The sequence below is a fragment of the Sphingobacterium corticibacterium genome (genome assembly GCF_004208525.1).
GTDB classification, from domain to species: Bacteria; Bacteroidota; Bacteroidia; order Sphingobacteriales; family Sphingobacteriaceae; genus Sphingobacterium; species Sphingobacterium corticibacterium.
The window spans coordinates 350,943-373,120 of the sequence record NZ_SGIT01000003.1 but is presented as its reverse complement, the minus strand read 5'-3'; the positions used below and the strand labels follow the sequence as shown (position 1 = coordinate 373,120).

Below are 22,178 nucleotides of genomic sequence, written 5' to 3'. Positions count from 1 at the left end.
AATGATGAAAAAGAGCATATTTATTCTCCTGATAACAGTATCTTGTTTGCTTTCGTGTGATAAAAGCTTACTTGATCAAGACAATCCCAATACCCTCACGGAATCGCAATTCTGGGCGACAGAATCCGATGCGCAGCGTGGCGTAAACGCCATTTACCATATGTTTTATCAGCCGGGTACCTGGTCGCGGTGGATTTATTTCCGCTTGGACCTCACCTCTGATGAAGGTTTTAGCAAAAGCCCTTGGATAGAACTGGCCGACTGGACACGGTTTCAATATGTCAATTATAATTTTCTGGAGGGAAACGTCATCACCTATAAGGATACGTATAAAGCGATATTCCGGTGTAACCAGGTGTTGACCCATGTGCCCACGATTGCATTTGCGGACGAAAACAAGAAGGCACAGCTGCTGGCCGAAGCGAAATTCCTCCGCGGTTTTTACTATTACTACGCGGCCCTGCTCTGGGAAAACTTTCCAATCGTGACCACCTTGCAAAGTCCGACCGATATGCCGGAGGCTAGCACCTTGGCGGATGTTTGGGCGTTGGTAGAGACCGATCTGTCAGAAGCCGCCCAAGCGTTACCGCTACAGTGGAATGGAAATGACATCGGCCGGCCTACCAAGGGTGCTGCGCTAGCCCTATTGGGAAAAACCTATATGCAGCAGCATAAATGGAACGAAGCGAAATCGGCTTTAGATTACTTTATCACCGGCGAGGGAACGCCTTATTATGATCTGGTGGCGTATCAAGATAACTTCCGTGCGGAAAATGAGAACAATAAGGAGTCTGTTTTCGAAATTCAGTTCTCCGACGCGAATAAAACCGCCGAGGGCGATATCCCGAGCTCGACGATGAGCACGAACCGTGCGCAGTTTTTTGCACCCCGCTCGATCGGCTGGTCGGACGGACAGGCGCGCTATTGGCTCGTGACCGAATTCAAGAAGGAAAAAACCGTGGACGGAGAAATCGATCCACGTTTACGCTACTCCTTGTTTTACCCCGGCTTAGAGGCAGATTTTGGCGATAAGGTCTACGGCAGAAGCTGGCAATGGGATGCCGATGAAGCGTGGTTTCGGAAATATGCACGGGATTATAAACAAAATCACGACGATTACTTCAACGAGGTCAATAACCGGGTGATCCGTTTTGCGGATGTATTGCTGTTATACGCCGAAGTTTTAAATGAACTTAACCAAACGGCCAGTGCCTATCCGTATGTAGATCGGGTAAGGGCACGTGTCAACCTCGCACCTTTAGCGACGGCACACCCAACCATTGGAAACGATAAAGACCGCTTCCGGGAACGGCTGAAAATGGAGCGCGCTTTGGAGTTATGTGGGGAGAGCGTCCGCTGGGCAGATTTAAAACGATGGGGAGATCTGGAAACGCAGGCGGGTATAAACCGTGTGGCTGAACGGGATCCCGATTTCAACAACTTTGTGTTGGATAAGCACATACGTCTGCCTTTACCGGAGGTAGAAGTCGCCAATAACCCTAATCTTACAACGAACAATCCGCATTATTAACATTTTTTAGATATCGCTATGACTTATTGCACTTTATTCAGACGTCTCGTCCAAAATACGTTTATGTTTCTTTCTTTGGTGGCCTGCGGGAAAGACAACCCACCCACGGTGGAGCCGCCGCCGGACCAGCCGGATCAGGAGGAGATTTATATTCAATGGGACCAACAAACACGCCGGAAAGTTTCGTCCGGCCCGAATACCCGGTATGCGGGCTATGCCCGGATTATCCAGCTGCCGGACCAATCCTTACTTGGAATTTATGAAGCGGATGGCAGCGTCGTGTCCGTGAAAAGTAGGGATCTGGGCAATAGCTGGTCGGAACCTGTGGTTGTTGCGGCCCGTGGCGAGGGGACGAATATGTGCGTGCCGGATTTACTCTTATTAAACGATCAGAAAACCCTACTCGCACTTTATAACGGTAGACCTTTCGCGATTTCCCCCGACCGGAAATTCGATATACGCATAAAGAAGAGTACGGATGGGGGACAGACCTGGGCGGACGAAAAAGTGTTATACGAAGCCGGATATGAGTTTGAAAACGGCTGCTGGGAACCAGCGGCCCTGCAATTACCTAATGGTGAGATACAGCTCTTTTTTGCTAACGAAGGGCCTTATACGCAGTCTAATGAGCAGAATATCTCCATGATCCGTTCGCAGGATAATGGTGCCAACTGGACAACGGATCCGGTAATCGTGAGTTTCCGTCCCGGCAGAAGGGATGGCATGCCGGTTCCTGTATTGCTGAACAACGGGAAGGATATCGTGGTCGCGATAGAGGATAATGCGATTCAAACCTTCAAGCCGTATATCTTGCGCAATAGCCTGGAGGAGAACTGGGCGACGACGATCGGTGCAGAAAGCCCAAACCGGAGCTATGCCTTACTACAACCTGTGGCAAATGAAGTTTATGCCGGAGCGCCTTATATCAGGCAATTAAGCAGCGGGGAGACTATCTTGGCTTACCAAGGCACCGAAGGCCGTACCCACGACATGAATTTTGCCGATATGAAAGTCGTGATTGGCGATGATCAGGCCAAGAACTTTACCAGCAAATCGGTGCCGTTTTCGATTCCGGGCAATAAATCCTGCCTATGGAATAGCGTCACGGTACTGCACGACAATACGATCATCGCGGTAACCAGCACCAATGCATACGGAACGGGTAATACCGAGGTGTGGATGGTTAAGGGAAAAGTCATTAATAACACGAATAAATAGCACATTAAATGAAGATCATGCAGAAAAACAGGATTTTTTTTATGGCGGTATTGCTGAGTATACTGCTGAACAGTTGTACGGAAACACAAAAAAAAGAAACGGAGCCAGATCGGGCGGTTTGGACAAAAGAACAGGCGAATGCTTGGTATAAGGATCAGGAATGGCTGGTGGGAGCTAACTTTACACCAAGTAACGCCATTAACCAGTTGGAGATGTGGCAAAAAGAGACCTACGACTCGGTCACCATTGACCGGGAATTGGGCTGGGCGGAAGCCTTGGGTATGAACACAGTACGGGTTTACCTGCACGATGCGCTGTACGAGCAGGACTCCGTGGGTTTTCTTGACCGGATCGACCATTTTCTAGGCTTGGCAGACCGGCACAACATCAAAACGTTGTTGGTTATATTTGATTCTTGTTGGGATCCGTTCTTTGCCTTGGGGGAGCAGCGGGAACCGACCCCCTTTAAGCATAATCCGGGTTGGGTACAGAGCCCTGGACAGCTGGCGTTAAAGGATTCCACGCAATATCCGCGATTGGAGCGCTATGTGAAAGGTGTCATCAAGCGGTTTGCAAACGATTCCCGGGTTTTAGGATGGGATATCTGGAATGAGCCGGATAATATGACGGGACCTTCGTACGAAAAAGTGGAGACCCCGGATAAGGTTGATCTCGTGCTTCCTTTACTGGAAAAGTCTTTTGCTTGGGCAAGATCGGCTAATCCGTCGCAGCCGATTACCTCGGGTGTGTGGATGGGCGATTGGTCTTCAGAGGAAAAGATGAAGCCGATCGAGAAATTGCAGGTCAACGAGTCGGATATCATTACGTTTCATAACTACGACAGTCCGGAGGAATTCGAAGAACGGATCCAATGGCTGCAACGTTACGAAAAGCCTATGCTCTGTACGGAATATATGGCCCGTCCTAATGGTAGCACCTTTGCCGGATTTTTGCCTATTGCTAAAAAATATAACGTCGGTATGATCAATTGGGGTTTTGTAGATGGCAAGACCCAGACGAAATTTCCGTGGGATTCGTGGACTAAAACCTACACTGCGGAACCGCCGGTTTGGTTTCACGACATTCTGCGAAATGACGGAAGTCCATATGACTCCGCCGAAACGGATCTCATCAAGTCCTTAACAGGCGCAAAATAAAATTTTGACTTGCATGCAAGTCGGTTATGCGTTCGGCATGACTTGGCCACAAGTTATGCTGAACGCATCTTTCCCTTTTTGCTTTCAGCGTTTCTTTCAAAAAGTAAGTGATATTTTCTATCTTGCGGGAATTATTACCTTTGGAATGCAACGATTACGATTAACGCTTTTAGTCCTATTAACAATGGTCTTTACAACCTGTGGACAACCGAATCACGAAACGCTATTTACGGAAATTAACAGTGTATTGAATACGCATGGTTCCTTGTCGGCAATAATCGCTCGCAATACCCTTGAAGAAGCGATATTGGCGGTCATGCTAAAAGTAGAAGAAACCAAGCAAAGGGCAAAGGATCATACCATCGTCGATCCCAAGATAACATTGGCTTTTGAGGAAGCCGATTCTATGGCATCCACCTTAAATGTGCCCGCATTATCGATCTGGACAAATACCCAGATCGGTTTCTATTACTACAGCATGTCGTATCTACAGGAAGCATTTCCTTACTTTCTAAAATCATCGCAAGCCATGTCCAGCACAGCGCCTGCTACGCTGATTGCACCGTCCGACTGCTACACCAAAAACGGTTATTTTTTTGGAAATATCGGCGATCATTTACACGCCATTACTTATCTTAACCAAGCGCTGTTGCTTGCGGATTCTTCTGCATTTGCGCAGTTACATTTTGCTATTGGAGGGGAGTATAGTGCTTTGGAAGAGTATGACAAGGCGGAAGAGCATTACCTTACCGCCAAGGAACTCGCTGAAGATATCGATCCGGTTCGTTACGCAAAAGTATTGGGGGAACTGGCTTTTTTGGCCATGCGTTCCGCTGATTTTCCATCGGCGGAAGCGTTGTTGCTGGAAGATATCCATCTTTCACGGCTCCACCATGCAGACCGAAATTTAATGTTCGCGCAAATCCGGCTTGCGCATCTGTATGTGGACACCCAGCAATGGGAGGCTGCGCAGGCGCTGTTGGGAGAAGCGGAGGCCTATACGCGGAACAAGGCTAACCTCAGCGGCTTCTACGCAGAAGTGTTACAGCTCAAATTAGCTGTTGCCCATGCCCTTCACGATACCGTTGCGCAACTTGAGCTCTATCCGAAATTACAGGAGGTCCAAAATCGATTAAAAAATACCGATGGCGAAAATGCCGTGATGAAAGTCAATCTTGCCCTGCAACGTTCCAAGGCCGAGCGGGATGCTCTCGTGCATGCCACCAAGCTGCAGCGGTCAAAGATGAATGTGTTTGTCTTAACGGGCACATGCCTGTTATTATTGGTCATGGCTATACTGCTGTTTCGGAGTAAAAAACAGGCGCTCAAGCTGCAACATGTTAAGTTCGAACGCAGCTTATTCCGTTTCCAGTTGGATAAAATGAAATCCGAAAAGAAATACGAGTCTGCCCAGCAGACTATACAGGCCTATCTTACCTTTCTGAAAGAGCGAAATACAGCGATTGCGGAATTGAAAGGCGTGGTAGCTGACCTGAGCAGGTCGAATTCGGCGGATGCGGTAGAAAGAAAAGAAAGGTTGGAGCAGCTATTGGATGAACATTTGATGACGGAGGAGAATTGGCAACGTTTTAAGACTACTTTTATAAAGGAGTATGGTTCATTTTATGCCAAAATCACCGCAATGCTACCGCATCTTACCGAATCACAGCTGCGTATTGTCCTACTACAAAAGCTTGGTCTCAATAATCATGGTATGGCCAATCTATTAGGGGTGGGGCAAGAATCCATCAAAAAGGCTAAGCAGCGTCTCCGGAAAAGATATGGGGACCAGTATGACCAGGTTTTCGTAGAAGTTTAACAAAATAATAACTTGCATTTTAGTAAATCATCGAGTACCTTTGTTGCTCAATAAAGGGAAAACGTATGCTAGGTGCATTGATCACTTCCAAAACAAGATTAAAACTACTGATCAAATTTTTTGTATCGGCAGGTAACACGGGTTATCTACGGGGCATTGCCGAAGAATTTGATGAATCCACCAACGCCATCCGGAAAGAACTGAATCAATTAACAGAAGCGGGATTTTTAGAACGGAAGCAGGAACAGAAGAAGGTGTTGTACCGGGCGAATATCGATCATCCGCTATTTAATCCTGTTCAGCGTTTAGTACACTCTTTTTTGGGGGTAGATAAAGTCGTGGATCAGGTGATGGAGCGTGCAGGCGACGTACGGGAGGTGATGCTGGTAGGGGCCTATGCGAAAGGACAGGAATCTGACCAACTGGACGTCGTGGTGTCGGGCGAAAACCTCGACAAAGAATATTTACAGAAACTCTCCGAGAAAACCGGAAAATTAATCAACAAGGAAATCAGGATAAACTTCGAAAAGCCCAGTAGTGGTGCTTCTATTGTGGTGTATCAGAAAGGGCGTGAAAATCTACTTAATTAACACTTGGCACTTTTATTGCTTATAGGGGGCAAAGTCTACCGGGGCAAAAAACATTGAACAGCAGATAAGAATAACATTATGGAAAAAAAAGTTGTTAAAAAAAGAGAAGATTATAATCCAGGCCCTCGCGTTGGGATTACTTTTTCCACTTTTGATCTATTGCACGCCGGGCACATTATGATGTTGGCCGAGGCAAAGCGCCAATGCGATTATTTGATTTGCGGTCTGCAGATGGATCCGACGTTAGACCGTCCGGAAAAAAACGCACCTACGCAAACGGTGGTTGAGCGTTATATCCAATTGCGCGGCTGTCAATATGTAGATGAAATCGTGCCCTATTCAACGGAGCAAGACTTGGAAGACATCTTAAAATCATTCAAATTGGATGTCCGTATTGTCGGTGATGAATACAAGGACAAAGATTTTACCGGCCGTAAATACTGTGAAGATAAAGGTATCGAGCTGTATTTCAATAGTCGCGATCACCGCTTTTCCAGTTCGGGATTACGCCGGATTGTTTACGAAAGAGAAAACGAAAAAAACGGTAAAAAATAAGCCAAACCGCGTACATGCAAAATCAGACATCTGCGAGTAATAAGAAAATTGCCGTCATCGGTCAAGGCTATGTGGGGTTGCCCTTGGCGATTGAACTGGCGCATTATTTTCCGGTTGTAGGGTTTGATATCAATGAAGAGCGTGTGCGCGAGTTGACGAATGGAATCGATCGAACGCAGGAAGCTGATATCGAAAAACTAAAAGCGGTTTTGATAGGCAGCACGATGCTAGAAACCTCGACTTTAGACGGGGTTTCGGTTCACCAATTTAGTGACTCCCAGTGTGACGAAACGCAATTCAACAATCCCCGGGAATCTGCCGTATTATCCTTTTCTAGTGATATAGCCGATATTCAAGACGCACAAATTTTTATTGTTACCGTTCCCACGCCTATTGACCAACTTAATACGCCTGATCTCCGTCCGTTAAGAAAAGCTTCGGAAATGTTGGGCAGGGTCATTAAGCGCGGTGATATCGTGATCTATGAGTCTACGGTCTATCCCGGCTGCACGGAAGAAGAATGTGTGCCTGTTTTAGAAAAGACTTCCGGCTTAGCGTTCAACCGTGATTTCTTCGTCGGTTATTCGCCAGAGCGTATTAATCCGGGCGATAAAATCAATACCTTAACGACGATTACCAAAGTGACCTCGGGTTCTACACCGGAGATTGCGGAGGAAGTCGACCGGCTGTATAAGACCATTATTGCCGCGGGCACTTACAAAGCGCCGAGCATTAAAGTAGCGGAAGCATCGAAGGCGATCGAGAATGCCCAACGGGATGTCAACATTTCGTTTGTAAACGAGCTGGCACTTATTTTTGACCGGATGGGCATCGACACCAATGATGTGTTGGAAGCTGCAGGTACGAAATTTAATTTTCTAACATATAAACCGGGATTAGTGGGCGGACACTGTATCTCGGTCGACCCCTATTACCTCACGCATAAAGCGAAGCAACTTGGCTATTACCCTGATGTGATTTTGTCTGGAAGGCGCGTCAATAATTCGATTCCCGCGTTTATTGCTTCCAAAGTGGTTAAGCTGATGGTAGCGAAAGATATTAGTATCCGTGGAGCGAAAGCACTTATTCTAGGCATAACTTTTAAAGAGAATTGCCCGGATATCCGAAATACGAAGGTGGTGGAAATCTACCGGGAACTTAAAGAATACGGTGTGGAGGTCGAAATATACGATCCTTGGGCAGATGCGGAGGAAGTATATCATGAATATGGCATTCCGCTTAAAGCAGAAGGCGTGTCGGACGATTCCGAAATACCGATTGCAAAGTATGAAGCTATTATTTTGGCGACAGCACATCAAGCCTTTTTAACAATTAATATTAATCAGCTCAAAAAAGAAAAAAGTGTCGTGTTTGACGCAAAAAGTATGTTGCCCCGAGCGTGGGTAGACGCAAGACTTTAACCTTAACTATACTACTAATAAAATGAAAGAGATAAAAAAAATCACCTGTATCGGAGCGGGTTACGTCGGGGGGCCGACGATGTCGGTCATTGCCCAGAAGAACCCGGATGTCGAAGTTACGGTCGTAGACCTGAACCATGCGCGTATTGCCGCGTGGAACGACGAAGACCTGGATAAACTTCCGGTATACGAGCCCGGGCTGGATGCCGTTGTGGGAGAAGCCCGCGGGCGCAACCTGTTTTTCTCCACGGAGGTTGACAGGGCGATCGATGAGGCCGATATGATCTTTATCTCGGTGAACACCCCGACCAAGACCTATGGTAAAGGTAAAGGACAGGCAGCTGACCTTAAATTTATCGAGCTGTGCGCGCGCCAGATTGCAGCCGTTGCGAAAGACGATAAGATCGTGGTGGAGAAGTCCACGCTTCCGGTGCGTACGGCCGAAGCATTGAAAAATATTTTGGAAAACACGGGTAACGGTGTGAATTTCCATATCCTATCGAACCCGGAGTTTTTGGCGGAGGGCACGGCCGTTACCGACCTGCACAACCCGGACCGTGTACTGATCGGCGGGGAGGATGCGGAAGCGATCGAGGCCCTGGTAAATGTCTACGCGGCGTGGGTCCCACGGGAGCGTATCCTGACGACGAACCTATGGTCATCGGAGCTGTCGAAACTGGTTGCGAATGCTTTCCTGGCCCAGCGTGTCTCTTCGATCAATGCGATCTCGGAACTGTGTGAGGTTACGGGTGCGAACGTGGACGAGGTGGCGCGTGCTATCGGTCAGGATTCGCGTATCGGCGGGAAGTTTTTGAAAGCGTCGGTCGGCTTTGGGGGTTCCTGTTTCCAGAAGGATATCCTGAACCTGGTGTATATTGCCAGGACATACAACCTGTATGAAGTAGCGGACTACTGGGAGCAGGTTATCATCATGAACGACCACCAGAAGACGCGTTTTGCGGAGAAGATCATCCAGACGATGTACAACACGGTGAACGGCAAGCATATTGCTTTTTTGGGCTGGGCCTTCAAGAAGGACACGAACGATACACGTGAATCTGCTGCGATCTACGTGGCGGACCACCTGCTGGACGAAGAGGCGCAGGTGGTGGTATATGATCCAAAGGTATCTGCCGAACAGATCTACAGGGACCTGGATTACCTGGGTACCCGTTCACCGGAGGACAACCGCCGGTTGCTGAAAGTGGTGGACAACGCTTACGAGGCCCTGGACGGTGCACATGCAGCTGCCGTACTCACCGAGTGGGATGAATTCAAGGGCTACGACTGGGCAAAGATCAAGGAAGGTATGAAACGGCCTTCGTTTGTATTCGACGGCCGGAAGCTGTTGGACAGAAAGGAACTGAACCGGCTGGGATTCGCTTATTACGCCATCGGCGAATAATATAAATACGCAAAAAATGCACAAAGACTTTAAAACGCTTTTTCCGGATACGCCGGATACGGATGTAAGACATGTATACAGCCCCTATCGGGTGTGCCCGGTGGGTGCACATATTGATCACCAGCACGGCCATGTGACGGGCTTTGCGCTGGACCATGGTGTCGATTTTTATTACGTTCCGACGGAAACGGGGGTGATCAACCTGTTCAGTACCGATTTCGAAGGGCAGGTACTGTTCGCTATAGAGACCATGCCCGGCAGGTATGATACGTGGGGCCGTTATATACAGGCCGCTATCTATACCCTGTCCAAAAAACATGAAGTTACCATCGGTGTGCAGGGGCTGATCTGCGGATCGCTGCCGGTAGGGGGGTTATCCTCTTCTTCGGCCGTGCTGCTGTGTTATATCATGGCGCTTGCCGATGTCAACGATATAGAAATCAGCGAGCATGACCTGATCGAACTGGCCTTTGCTGCGGAAAAGGAATATATCGGTCTGAGTCTGGGCAAACTTGACCAGAGCTGTGAAGTGCTGAGCAAAAAGAACCATCTGCTCTATCTGGATACAAAAGATGATTCCTACCGCCTGATCCCGCAGCCTGCGGAAATGCCCGACTTTGATATCCTGATCTTCTTCAGCGGACTGACGCGTACCCTGGTCAACACGGGGTACAATACCCGCACCGATGAGTGCAAAGTTGCCGCCTATTCGCTGCTGGCGTATGAAGGGATGCCCTACAGCGCGTTTACGGATACCCGTTTAAGGGATGTGGATACACACGTGTACAATAAATGGAAGCATAGGCTGCCGGATGCACTGGCAAAACGTGCTACGCACTTTATGACCGAATACGAACGGGTGGACCGCGCTGTGGAGGCTTTTGCCAAAGGGGATATTACGATGCTGGGCGCGATCATGTTTGAATCGGGGGATAGTTCTATCCGCTTCTGGGAGTCGGGCTGTCCGGAGATGATCGGCCTGTTCGAAGCCATCAAACAGGCTCCGGGCGTATATGGTGGCCGGTTCAGCGGGGCAGGTTTCAAAGGCTGCTGTGTAGCACTGTCCGACCCTGCATACCGGGAGGAAGCGATAGACTACGTCACCAAAAGTTATCTGTCTCAATATCCGGAGATGGAGGGGCAATATGAAGTCCGGGTCTGTAAAACGGCCGATGGCGTAAGAAGAGTCAGTTAGCAAAAAAAGAATCAGATGAAAACATTGATATTAGCGGCGGGTTATGCCACACGGCTGTATCCATTGACCAAGCACTTTCCGAAACCCCTTTTAGAAGTGGGCGGTAAGACGATACTGGACCGTTTAGTAGAGGCCGTGGATGGCATTGAGCAGGTAAATCAGCATATCGTGGTTACCAATGCTACCTTTCATCAGCATTTTGAAGACTGGAAGGCAGCCTCGGGCTATAAAAAAGATATTGTCATCTTAAACGATGGTACGACCAGCAATGATAATCGGCTGGGTGCAGTCAGGGACATCCTGTTTGCCATAGAGCAGCTGGGCATTAACGAAGACCTCCTGGTGCTGGCCGGTGATAATGTGGTGACTTTTTCCTTTGCCAATTTTGTGCGCTATGCACGGGAGAAAAGAACGAGCTGTATCAGCTGCCACGAAGAACCGTCGCTGGCCGCGTTGCAGAAAACGGGCGTACTGGAAGCCGATGAAAATATGCGGGCCATCGCCATGCACGAAAAACCGGAGAATCCGCCCTCGCACTGGGCGGTTCCACCATTTTACTATTATAAAAAAGAAGATCTTCCCCTCATCCAGCAGGCGATCGATCAGGGCTGTGGGTATGATGCCCCGGGCAACCTGGCCGCCTGGCTGTGCAGAAAGACCGAGGTGTACGCCTGGCCGATCAACGGCGAACGCTACGATATCGGCGATATGGCGGCTTATGAGCATGCGCAGGAAGTCTTTAAAGAAGTATAAATATTCATTATATAAAGAGAACAAACATGTCATATAAAAAAGTACTCGTTACGGGAGCCGCCGGTTTTATCGGTTTCTATCTAAGCAAGGCCCTTGTGGCCAAAGGGGTAGAAGTGGTGGGTATCGATAATATCAACGATTATTACGATGTGGGCCTGAAATACGCCCGCTTAAAGGAACTGGGCATCGACCGGGAAGCAGCCGGGCAATGGAAGCAGGAAGCGTTATCGGCGACTTCGCCCCTGTTTAAGTTTGTGCGGATGAACCTGGAAGACCGGGAAGCTTTACCACAGCTTTTTGAGAACGAAAGATTCGATGCAGTGGTCAATCTGGCCGCCCAGGCAGGGGTACGCTATAGCCTGGAAAACCCGATGGCTTATGTAGACAGCAACGTTGTTGGTTTTGTGAATATTCTGGAATGTTGTAGACATCATGCCATCGGTCATCTGGTGTATGCGTCCAGCTCCTCGGTATACGGCGAAAATGGTAAAGTGCCTTTCTCGGAGGATGACCGTGTGGATTATCCGGTCAGTTTATATGCGGCAACGAAGAAAGCGAACGAACTGATGGCGCATACCTATAGCCATCTGTACAAGATCCCGACCTCGGGTCTACGTTTCTTTACGGTCTACGGTCCGTGGGGCCGTCCGGATATGGCGCCGATCTTATTTGCGTCGGCGATTACCGAAGACCGTCCGATCAAGGTATTCAATAACGGTGAGATGAGCCGTGATTTTACGTATATCGATGATATCGTGCAGGGTATCATCATTACCTTGGATAACCCTCCGGTAAAGGAAAAAGAACAGCCGTTGTTTCAGGTGTTCAATATCGGAAATGGCTCTCCGGTTTCGTTGATGGAATTCATCGAGACATTGGAACAGCATCTGGGCAAAGTAGCGGAAAAGAATATGATGGGTATGCAGCCCGGCGATGTACCGCGCACGTGGGCAGATACGGCGCATCTGAATGCACTAGGTTATAAGAGTACGACGTCGATTCAGGAAGGGGTGGCGGAGTTTGTGGAGTGGTATAGGGGGTATAATAAACTGTAGTTTGTGGCTTTAAGTTTAAAGAAAAATTTTGGTTTTGCGCTCATTGGAAACCTTGGCTACGCAGCAAGTCAATATCTTATATTATTAATATTTATTAAGCTGTTTCCTATGGAAGACGTGGGGCAGTTTATTTATGCTGGAGCATTTACCACTCCTCTTATGTTGGCACTAGAAATGCAACTTCGAAATTTCTATATTACGGATAATGAATCGGAGCTTAGTTTTGTGGATTATACCATATTTAGGGTTGTGACAGCTACTCTAGGTGTTATCGTGTTGGGAATTGTTGCGTATATTCTTAAGCCAGAATTCTTATATATAATACTTGTTGTCGCTCTCATCAAAAGTTTTGAATCCCAATTGGATTTGCTATATGGCGTATATCAAAAAAATCACCAGTTAGACTATGTTGCTAAGTCACGAATTATCAGAGGGGTTGTTGCCATACTTGTTGTAACAAGCCTATCTATTGTATTTAAGAATATATTAATCTCTCTTATAGGCTATTTAGCCAGTTGGTTTCTTTTATACTTTTTTTATGAGAGAAAGCAAGTGATAAGGAGAGGATTTTTAAATAAATCCGATTTAAAACTGGTAGCTCCCAATTGGAAAAAAATGAAATTGTTAATAGGGCTATGTTTGCCCATGTTTCTTGCAATATTTATAGATAAATATTATCTAAATTATCCGAGAATAAGTGTCGAGAAATTTTTTGGAGTAGAAGCCTTAGCTATTTTTGGTAGTCTGTTGTATTTTAAATCATTAGGGGGGCAGTTTATATCGTCGTTAGCGCAGGCGGCGATACCCAAAATGGCGGATTTTGTTAAGAATAAGGCGTTTACTAAACTAAATGGCCTTTTATTTAAAATGATAGGAATAGGAGGAGGAATAGGACTGGCATTGACTATTTTTCTGTATTTTTTCGGAGAGGAGGTGTTAACTATTCTTTATACAAAGGAGTATGCAAAGTACACTGATGTTTTAACTGTCATTCTTTTAGGGACGACCATTACATTTAGCTATATCTTTATAGGTACGGCATTGACTTGTATCAGGAAACAATGGGTGAAACTACCTATTTCTATACTCTCCTTTGTAATACTTTTTAGCTGGGTAAACTTCTCTAGGTTAAATGGTATGATTGATATTGCATTGATTGTTCTTTATGTGGAGATTGCTAGTCTTTTTCTGTACTTTATTGTATATTTCACTTTTATAAAACGATTGAGGTATGATTAGAAGTTTATATTTGATGATTAGAGGTTTATATTTAAGGTATTTAGCGAAAAAGAACCCGATTAAATATGCCAAAAAGATGGGAGTAAAGATAGGTAAGAACAATCGCATTGTCTCATGCCGCCATGGTATGTTTGGTTCGGAACCATATTTGGTATCTATTGGAGATGATTGCCTTTTTTCGGGTGATATTCAGTTTCTTACACATGACGGCTCATTGGATATTTTTCGGAAAGAAATACCTAATGCATTTATATATAAACCTGTGAAAGTTGGTAATAATGTTTTTGTTGGGTTTAGGGTAACGATAATGCCGGGCGTCTCAATTGGGGACAATGTGGCCATCGGCGCCGGTTCGGTGGTGACAAAAGATATTCCTGCAAATTGTGTTGCTGCGGGTGTGCCTGCTAAAGTACTTCGCACTTATGATGAATATAAAGCGAAGATGATTCCACAATTGGATGCTATAAATGGATTAGACTCGGCGGAAAAAAAGGAATATCTAACGAAGAAATATAATCTAGATAAATCATGAGGGTCCTGACGATCATTAGCAAATTGGAGATGGGAGGGATTGAGAAAACTCTTTTGTCTTGTCTGCCTTATTTGATAGAGCACGGGGTGAAGATGTCAGTATTATGTTCTTTGGGAGGAGCTTTGGATAAAGATTATGAGGCGTTAGGTGTAGACCTTATCGATTTTGGGAAGCATAAAAAGCCCTTCAAAGATGCACGGTTTTTAAAAAAGGTACTTTCGGAAAGAGAATTTGACATCGTGCATAGTAGAGGGGGACATACAGCAGGTTTGTTCGCTAAGGTTTGTCATGATTTGGCTATACCTTTTGTTGTATCTCTACATAATGAGCGGGCTATGTTTCGGAACAATTGGATAGGTAGGCCACTTCTTGGTTCCGTACGTGCGTTATATCTGAATTATCATAAGCGACTGACGTTGAAGTACGCAACAAGGATAGTTGGACATTCTAAAGCAAATCTGAAGTATTTTACAAATGTGGTGGACGAACTGCCTTCAGAAAGCCAATTTCAGGTTCTTTATAACGGTGTTAACTTTTCAAAATTTCATAATTACCCATCATTGTCCGCAGATAAACAGGCAGAACTGGATGACCTTGTAGCTGGTGCTGATAAAGTATTTATTCATGTTGGTAGTTTTAAAGAACAGAAAAACCACCAATTTTTGATCGACGTGTTTAAGAGGCTGGATCCTATTGAAAATAAATATCGTTTGGTATTGTTAGGGGTGGGGCCCTTAATGAGGCGAATTCAAGATTACGTAAAAGAACAAGGATTAGTTCCCCATGTCCTATTTGTTGGCATGCAGACTAATATTGCGCCATACCTCCATTGCTCTGACCTTTTCATTTTTCCGTCACTGTATGAAGGTTTTGGAAATGTATTAATCGAAGCACAATATGTAAAGTTACCTGTCGCAGCATCTGCGATTGCACCTCACTATGAAGCTACAGAAAAAGGCTATCATGAGTATATGTATAATCCGACGGATGTTGATGACGCGACACAAAAGATTGTAAACTTACTTGAAGCTTCGGATTTAGTTAACAAGAGAGAGACAGGCCAGACATTTGCGAGAAGTTTTTCTATAACGAATATGGTTAATAATCTTTTTAACATTTATAAGACTGCTACTAATGCAAAGTAATGCGGCTAATAAAGAAATAAGATCCTTAACTGGAATTAGGGGGCTCGCAGCTCTCATTGTCGCAATTCATCACTTTATTTCGAAATATTATATTGATTATTTCGAAAAGCAGGCATCTGATTCTTTGCTGGGTTATATGCGTTTTAATTATGCGAATCATGGATATTTGATGGTTGAATTGTTTTTTATTCTTAGCGGCTTTGTGTTAGCGCTTTCCTATGACAAGCGTTTCGGAAATGCGGTTACGAACTTGGACTACAAACGATTTATGATTAAGCGATTTAATAGAGTATACCCGCTATATTTTTTTAGTACAATCATTTATTTTTTTGTATTCAATTTAGATAAAATAAATAGGCCGGAAATTTTGGTGGCGAATCTATTATTTTTCGAATTGTGGTTACCGAAGTCCTTTACGCTCAATAACGTGTCTTGGTCCTTATGTACAGAATGGTTTCTTTATATTATTTTTCCGTTTATTCTAATAAGTACAAAACACTTTAGAGAAAAGCCTGTGTTTCTGATTCTTTTAGCCACAGTGATCTTTATTCTTGCGCCCATATTGAATACACAAAAATTATACGACCAGCATGTGAATTATTCGATGCTTGAATTAAGAATGTCGAACGGAACAGGTGCATTTTTACGATGTTTAGGAAGTTATATCGTCGGACTTGCTATTTATTACGTATATATTTATAGAAAAGAATACGTTAAGTTATCGGGTAAATACTGGTACATTATTATTGGATGTATTTTAATTTTCTATGGTATTGATAGAAGTGATATACTGTTAAATATTTTATTTGGCCTTTTGATATTAGCGCTCACACAAAGCAATAAGTTAAGTGATTTCTTTGGCTCGAGAATATTGTATTTTTTGGGGATGATATCTTACTCTATCTATTTAAATCATATGATTTTTTTACGAATTTTAAATTTTTCGTTTAAAAAAGATATGTGGATAGAAAATGAATTTAATGTTTTTATTGGTCTTCTACTATTTTTATTAATGACAATTTTATCTTCATGGGTTTCTTTTAGGCTTGTGGAAGCACCTTTTAATAGTTGGCTCAATAAAAGAATTGCAAAGTAAAATTATGGTCTTAAAGCGTTTCTTTTTCTTTGGTTTTTTTCTGTTCGTTATCGTTTTTTTACTAACGGTATTTTATACTGTATACACGGGTTGGCTCTCCTTTTCTATTATGTGGGTTGCCCTGTTTGCAGGAAGTTTTTCCTATCTTAGAAGAGCATATAAAGATCAGAATACAGTCCTGAGTTTTGTCATCCCTTTCTGCGTATACAGTTTGTATATGTATATTACGAATTATCTCTTTGTCAAAGATCCTTACATAGATTTTTTTATGATGGTTGATTCGAAGAAGTTTTGGAGCTTTTCAGATTACCAACTCCAAAGTTTCTCCGATGTAGTTGATGCGCAGGGGAAGGATTATTTGATGACAATTCGATACACACTGTTTAACTTCGGCAATTTGTGTTTAAGTTTTTTTGCGCAAATTTTTGATGAAAATAATATTCTTGTGCAGAAGCTACAAAGTGTGTGGCTAGGGGCATTCTCAATCCCTTTTGTTTATCTCAGTTTAAAAAAATACTTTCCCACAAAGCAATCATTGGTCTACGCTCTGTTTTATGCCTTTTTTACCCATGTTTTTATTTATTCCGTCGTTTTCAACAGAGATCCACATGTCTATCTTTTATATACTATCGGGGCGTATATTATTACAAATCATAACACTGTTAAAAATGGCCTTGGAAAATTGGTGTTATTGTTTGTCTTGATTTGTGGATTTCGCTTGGAGCATGGGTTATTTTTTTCTGCTTTTATTCTACTATATCTTTGGGTACAAGCGAGAAGTAAGCCGAGATTAAAAGTATTGGTGATTGCATTAATCCCTATAGTAGGGCTTATAGCTTTTCCTTTTTTTTTCGGCAAGTATCAGGAAAACACGGATACCTATGAGGGGCACTTGGAACGGGTAGAACGAACGGAGGCCTCTGCCGCTGTATTGCTTAATAGTTTGCCTCCCGGTATTAAGGAAACCTTAATGGCGGTAAACAGTCAAGTCGCCCCTGCCGTTCCGTTTTGGAGATCTTGGTATCCTTCCTTAAATCAATCAACTTACAGTAGACATCCTGTAGAGGGATATTATACGCCATGGCGCTTTATAGAAAGTATCGCAAGTGTTGTTTGGGTATACGTTTGGAGCATAGTTTTGTGTGGCCTATTATTAAAGAAATATAAAGTGATTCCTCTAGAGTTAAACTTATTATTTATGGTTTCTGTAATTTTATTAATGATGGCTTCAACATCTGTTAACGCCCGTCGAACTTATTGCGTTTACCCAATTATATTTATATATTGTCTTTATATACGACAATTGTTGTCTCCTAAATTGAGGAGAAGGGTGATGCAATCTGCGACTTTGGTGTTAATTGGCATATATTGTGCTTATTATATCTTTAAAAACTGATAAGCTATGAAAATATTATATGTTACAATATTTGTCGTATGGTTTAGTTTAGGATGTGCACAGGATGCGGAAAGACAACATCAGCCCAGTGCTTATAATCAAAACAGTATCAATATAGAGTTTGACAATTATAGTGATAAGGCTAGTGACTTGGCAAAGTATTTACCTTCGGGTTACATCAAAGATGGATCTATCGATTACACGAGGTATTTACAGCAAGGTATTGATGAGAATGCTATTGTCTCAATGCCTGATTTTCCTGTTTTGATTAATGACCGCGGTCTTAGACTACGATCTAATTCGGTCATACTTTTTAATAAAAACTCAAGTTTAAAATTGATTCCGTCAAAGAAGGATACTTACAACATATTGGAAGTGCATAGAATCAAAAACGTAAAGATATTTTTTCCGAAAATTGAAGGGGATATTTTAACCCACTTAGGTAAGGCTGGAGAGTGGGGAATGGGGATTGGGATTAGAAGTTCAAAAAATATCCAAATTTATAATCCAGAGATCACTAATTGTTGGGGCGATGGTGTTTATGTAGGGGTTATATGGGATAAAGTCAATGGGAGAATTTATGATGAAAGCGAAAGCATTGGTATATATAACGGTTATTTCAACAATAATGGGCGTAATGGTATATCTATTGTGGGGGTAAAGGGCATGAAGGTCTATAATAACTTGATAGCAAATACGAGAAGAGTATTTCCGAAGTCAGGTATCGATATTGAACCTGGGCCAAAATTGACACAGGAAATCGTCCTAATGAATAACGTAACGTATAAAAATGGTGCTAGAGGGATTGATATTTTTCTAAGAAAGATCGCAAAAGGTAAGGAAAATACGACTTCTGCTAAAATAATCAATCATAAAGACATAGGGTCGCCGATAGGCATTCGTATAGCAGGATATAAAAGCAATAAAAGAATGAATACAGTAAAAGGTAATATTGAAGTAATATCCCCGAATTTGACAGGTAACCGGTTAAAGGCAATTGAGATAGAGCGGGATCAAAGATTCGCACCCATTATAACTATAAAGGATGTAAAACATGTAGAAGGATTTGATTATACTTTAAAAGGAGTGAATTCAAAAAAACAGATTAGAGTAATACAATAGAAGATCTTACTGTAAGATAAGGGATATATATTTTGGTTTTTCAAATTATTAAATGACAGGACGACAAATTTTTAAGGTGGCAAAATCACCATTATCAGTTATTTCTAAAATTGTAAGGGTTTTCCCAAACTTTATATTGCGGTTTGTATGGCATGTGATTTTTCCATTCAATGGTTATCTATCAAAAATGATTAGATATGTTATTCTAAAAGCCAAAGCGAAAAAAATAGGCGATAATGTTTCAATAGGCTGCAACACAATAATTAAGCGGTGGGACAATTTTTCTTGCGGCGATGACGTAAGTATTCACGAATATTGTATGATAGATTGCGATGGGGGCATTACTATAGGAAATCAGGTTTCTATTGCTCATTCTACTTCGTTAATAAGTGCGAATCATACTTGGATGGATCAAGACACGCCTATTAAATATAATCCTGTAACGACCCAAGGGATAGCCATAGAGAGTGATGTGTGGGTTGGAGCGGGTGTAAGAATTCTAGATGGTGTTGTTATTAAAAATCGCTCGATTGTGGCGGCAGGTGCAGTTGTAAATAGGAGTGTTGAATCAAATTCAATAGTAGGAGGTATTCCTGCCAAGCTAATAAAAAAAATATGAAAGTATTATTTGTTCATGATCATCGGTTCGCCTATATTGACAACGATTATTACTCTCCGGGAGGACTGCCTAATACAGTATGGAGCAGATACTTAAATTATTTTCAGGAAGTAGTTGTTCTTGGAAGGACACTGACGGAAAATAATAAAGAAAAGCTAACTATGTCCTCTCGAGATAGGGTTACATTTGAGCTTTTAAATTATCTTGAGGCACACGCAAATACATATCGATATAAATCTAGGGTTAAGCAGGACATAAAAAATATTATCGAGAAACATAATATTAATGCCGTTGTCGCAAGATTGCCGAGCGAATTGGGCTATGCGGTCATTGATGTGTGTAGAGAAATTAAGCTTCCTTATGCTGTTGAAGTTGTGGCGTGCGCTTACGATGCAATCGCTAACTATAGATTTACTCCTTGGTATAACTATAGAAATTTGGCAATAAAGATTCTAGCTCCTTTCTCTTACCGGAAAATGCGCCGTTATGTGGGCGGTGCGGAGCATGTAATATATGTAACCGAAAATTTTTTGCAGATTCGTTATCCTGCAAACTCAACGGCAATTGTTAGTTATGCATCAAATGTTGAATTGCCGAACTTTGAAGAAAATGTTTTGAATAATCATATTTCGTTGCTTGAAGAGAAAAAAAAAGAACTGAGATTTGGGATGATCGGTAATGTTGATGTGCTTTATAAGGGATATGATATAACGCTGAAAGCGCTGGCTTTGATTAAAGATGAAATTCCCCCTTTTAAGCTTTATCTTGTTGGGGGAGGGAAAGGGGATGCAGTTAGAAATATCGCAAGAGAGCTTGGGTTGATAGATAATTTAGTTTTTGTCGGAAAGTTGCGGAGTGGACCTCAAGTATTTCATTTTTTAGATAAGCTAGATTTGTATTTACACCCATCTCGTCAAGAAGGATTGCCTCGTTCTCTAATTGAAGCGATGGGTAGAGGTTGTCCCTGTTTGGGCTCAAAAACAGCGGGTATCCCAGAACTTTTACTCGTAGAATCATTGCACGATACTGGTGATCATAAAAAATTATCGGCGCAAATTTTAGAACTTATCAATTCGAAAGAAAAACAAATAAATGCTGCTAAAGTGAATTTTATGAAGGCTAAAGAATATAATATGGACATTTTAGCGGGAAGAAGAAATGTGTTTTTTAGTTCTTTTTACAAGTCGGTAATTGAAAAGAGTAAATGAAAAAAAAGATAATTGTAATTAGCAGTTTAACAATGTCATTAGTCAATTTTAGACTTGATTTACTGAGAAATCTTGTTGAGGATGGCTATGATGTTTTGGCGTTAGGGCCGGATACGGATGAAAGAAGTATTGAGATATTAAAGAATATAGATGTACGTTTTAGAACTTTTGTTTTAGAGAGAACAGGGTTTAATCCAATTAGGGATATCAAAACAATAAGGCATCTGAAAAGAATTTATAAAGAAGAAAAGCCCAATTTCATATTACCATATACGGTGAAACCTGTGATTTATGGAAACTTTGCGAAAATAGGCACTCAGATAAAATCTCTAAACTGGATTACAGGTTTGGGTTTTTATGGTTTAGAATCTCGGAACTGGAAAGATAGAATTTCAAAAATCATTATGACATACTTGTATAGACTTAGTTTCAGCAAAAATGATATCATAGTTTTTCAGAATAATGATGACGTCGAATTTTTTAAAGAAAAAGGTATTCTTAAACAGAATAGATATAGAATAACTCCGGGGTCTGGTATAAATTTGGAGAAATTTACCTCCTCCGTTCCCGATACATCATTGGTAAAATTTATTTTTGTCGGACGCTTAATAGAAGCCAAGGGAATTCGTCTTTTTATACGCGCCGCCGAAATTTTGAAAGATCAATTTCCAGACGTTGAATTTATCGTTATCGGTGGGCTAGATGAAGGAAACCCTAATGCAATTCAGAAGGAAGAAATTGATATATTAATGCAAAAAGGGATTGTAGCTTATTTGGGACACGTTGATAACGTTATAGAGCACGTTCGTGACAGTTCCGTTTTTGTTCTGCCATCTATGTATCGTGAAGGCGTTCCTAGATCTATATTGGAAGCTCTTTCATCAGGCAGGGCAATTATTACTACTGATAATGTTGGCTGTAGAGAAACTGTTTTAAAAGATTACAATGGTGTTTTAATTCCTAGAAATAGTATTGAAGATCTCATAAGTGCGATGACTTTTTTCTGTAATAACAGGAATAAGATAATCGAATATGGAGAGAATAGTCGAAAGCTTGCAGAAGATAAGTTTGATGTATCAATTGTTAACAGAATTATGTTGAATTCTCTAAAAGCGCTGTAGT

At 42.7% G+C, this 22,178-nt stretch carries 20 protein-coding genes; all 20 read left to right on the top strand.

What is annotated here, in order from left to right:
• Position 1 precedes the first annotated feature (1 nt).
• A complete protein-coding gene (locus EWE74_RS16420) occupies positions 2 to 1,531 on the top strand; it encodes a RagB/SusD family nutrient uptake outer membrane protein (RefSeq protein WP_239018688.1) in 1,530 nt (509 codons plus the stop codon).
• 18 nt (positions 1,532 to 1,549) lie between these two features.
• Positions 1,550 to 2,749 carry a sialidase family protein gene (locus EWE74_RS16415; RefSeq protein ID WP_130142730.1) on the top strand — a complete coding sequence of 400 codons (1,200 nt, stop codon included), beginning with the start codon at positions 1,550 to 1,552 and terminating at the stop codon, positions 2,747 to 2,749.
• A gap of 17 nt (positions 2,750 to 2,766) precedes the next feature.
• The gene (locus tag EWE74_RS16410; protein WP_130142728.1) at positions 2,767 to 3,906 is read left to right on the top strand and encodes a cellulase family glycosylhydrolase; all 1,140 of its coding nucleotides are present in this window, start codon (positions 2,767 to 2,769) and stop codon (positions 3,904 to 3,906) included.
• A 13-nt stretch (positions 3,907 to 3,919) separates the two neighbouring features.
• The gene (locus EWE74_RS16405; protein ID WP_130142726.1) at positions 3,920 to 5,725 is read left to right on the top strand and encodes a tetratricopeptide repeat protein; all 1,806 of its coding nucleotides are present in this window, start codon (positions 3,920 to 3,922) and stop codon (positions 5,723 to 5,725) included.
• 65 nt (positions 5,726 to 5,790) lie between these two features.
• On the top strand, positions 5,791 to 6,315 hold the full coding sequence (locus tag EWE74_RS16400) for a winged helix-turn-helix domain-containing protein (protein ID WP_130142725.1): 525 nt from the start codon (positions 5,791 to 5,793) through the stop codon (positions 6,313 to 6,315).
• Between the two features lie 78 nt (positions 6,316 to 6,393).
• A complete protein-coding gene (locus tag EWE74_RS16395; protein ID WP_130142723.1) occupies positions 6,394 to 6,870 on the top strand; it encodes an adenylyltransferase/cytidyltransferase family protein in 477 nt (158 codons plus the stop codon).
• Positions 6,871 to 6,884: 14 nt separating this feature from the next.
• Positions 6,885 to 8,291 (top strand): nucleotide sugar dehydrogenase, encoded by a 1,407-nt coding sequence (locus EWE74_RS16390; protein WP_130142721.1) that lies wholly within the window; start codon positions 6,885 to 6,887, stop codon positions 8,289 to 8,291.
• A 22-nt stretch (positions 8,292 to 8,313) separates the two neighbouring features.
• Positions 8,314 to 9,696, top strand: coding sequence for a nucleotide sugar dehydrogenase (locus EWE74_RS16385; protein ID WP_130142719.1), 1,383 nt, complete (start codon positions 8,314 to 8,316; stop codon positions 9,694 to 9,696).
• A 16-nt stretch (positions 9,697 to 9,712) separates the two neighbouring features.
• Positions 9,713 to 10,891 (top strand): GHMP family kinase ATP-binding protein, encoded by a 1,179-nt coding sequence (locus tag EWE74_RS16380; RefSeq protein WP_130142717.1) that lies wholly within the window; start codon positions 9,713 to 9,715, stop codon positions 10,889 to 10,891.
• A 15-nt stretch (positions 10,892 to 10,906) separates the two neighbouring features.
• Complete coding sequence (locus EWE74_RS16375; RefSeq protein ID WP_130142716.1) at positions 10,907 to 11,644, top strand: nucleotidyltransferase family protein; 738 nt, start codon at positions 10,907 to 10,909, stop codon at positions 11,642 to 11,644.
• A gap of 26 nt (positions 11,645 to 11,670) precedes the next feature.
• Positions 11,671 to 12,699: an NAD-dependent epimerase gene (locus EWE74_RS16370; protein WP_130142714.1), complete on the top strand. Its 1,029-nt coding sequence runs from the start codon at positions 11,671 to 11,673 to the stop codon at positions 12,697 to 12,699.
• Positions 12,700 to 12,702: 3 nt separating this feature from the next.
• The gene (locus tag EWE74_RS16365; protein WP_130142712.1) at positions 12,703 to 13,938 is read left to right on the top strand and encodes an MATE family efflux transporter; all 1,236 of its coding nucleotides are present in this window, start codon (positions 12,703 to 12,705) and stop codon (positions 13,936 to 13,938) included.
• Entirely contained in the window at positions 13,931 to 14,470 is a 540-nt protein-coding gene (locus tag EWE74_RS21500; RefSeq protein WP_130142710.1) for an acyltransferase, read from the top strand. The genes EWE74_RS16365 and EWE74_RS21500 overlap by 8 nt, the downstream gene beginning before the upstream one ends.
• Complete coding sequence (locus EWE74_RS16355) at positions 14,467 to 15,615, top strand: glycosyltransferase (protein WP_130142709.1); 1,149 nt, start codon at positions 14,467 to 14,469, stop codon at positions 15,613 to 15,615. The genes EWE74_RS21500 and EWE74_RS16355 overlap by 4 nt, the downstream gene beginning before the upstream one ends.
• Positions 15,605 to 16,711 (top strand): acyltransferase family protein, encoded by a 1,107-nt coding sequence (locus EWE74_RS16350; RefSeq protein ID WP_130142707.1) that lies wholly within the window; start codon positions 15,605 to 15,607, stop codon positions 16,709 to 16,711. The genes EWE74_RS16355 and EWE74_RS16350 overlap by 11 nt, the downstream gene beginning before the upstream one ends.
• A gap of 4 nt (positions 16,712 to 16,715) precedes the next feature.
• Positions 16,716 to 18,107 carry a glycosyltransferase family 39 protein gene (locus tag EWE74_RS16345; protein ID WP_130142705.1) on the top strand — a complete coding sequence of 464 codons (1,392 nt, stop codon included), beginning with the start codon at positions 16,716 to 16,718 and terminating at the stop codon, positions 18,105 to 18,107.
• Positions 18,108 to 18,113: 6 nt separating this feature from the next.
• Positions 18,114 to 19,229, top strand: coding sequence for a right-handed parallel beta-helix repeat-containing protein (locus EWE74_RS16340; RefSeq protein WP_130142703.1), 1,116 nt, complete (start codon positions 18,114 to 18,116; stop codon positions 19,227 to 19,229).
• A gap of 52 nt (positions 19,230 to 19,281) precedes the next feature.
• Positions 19,282 to 19,848 carry an acyltransferase gene (locus EWE74_RS16335; RefSeq protein ID WP_206365281.1) on the top strand — a complete coding sequence of 189 codons (567 nt, stop codon included), beginning with the start codon at positions 19,282 to 19,284 and terminating at the stop codon, positions 19,846 to 19,848.
• The gene (locus EWE74_RS16330; RefSeq protein WP_130142701.1) at positions 19,845 to 21,056 is read left to right on the top strand and encodes a glycosyltransferase family 4 protein; all 1,212 of its coding nucleotides are present in this window, start codon (positions 19,845 to 19,847) and stop codon (positions 21,054 to 21,056) included. Before EWE74_RS16335 ends, EWE74_RS16330 begins: the two co-directional genes overlap by 4 nt.
• Positions 21,053 to 22,177, top strand: a complete 1,125-nt coding sequence (locus tag EWE74_RS16325; RefSeq protein ID WP_130142700.1) for a glycosyltransferase family 4 protein — start codon at positions 21,053 to 21,055, stop codon at positions 22,175 to 22,177. The genes EWE74_RS16330 and EWE74_RS16325 overlap by 4 nt, the downstream gene beginning before the upstream one ends.
• The last annotated feature ends 1 nt before the right edge of the window (position 22,178 follow it).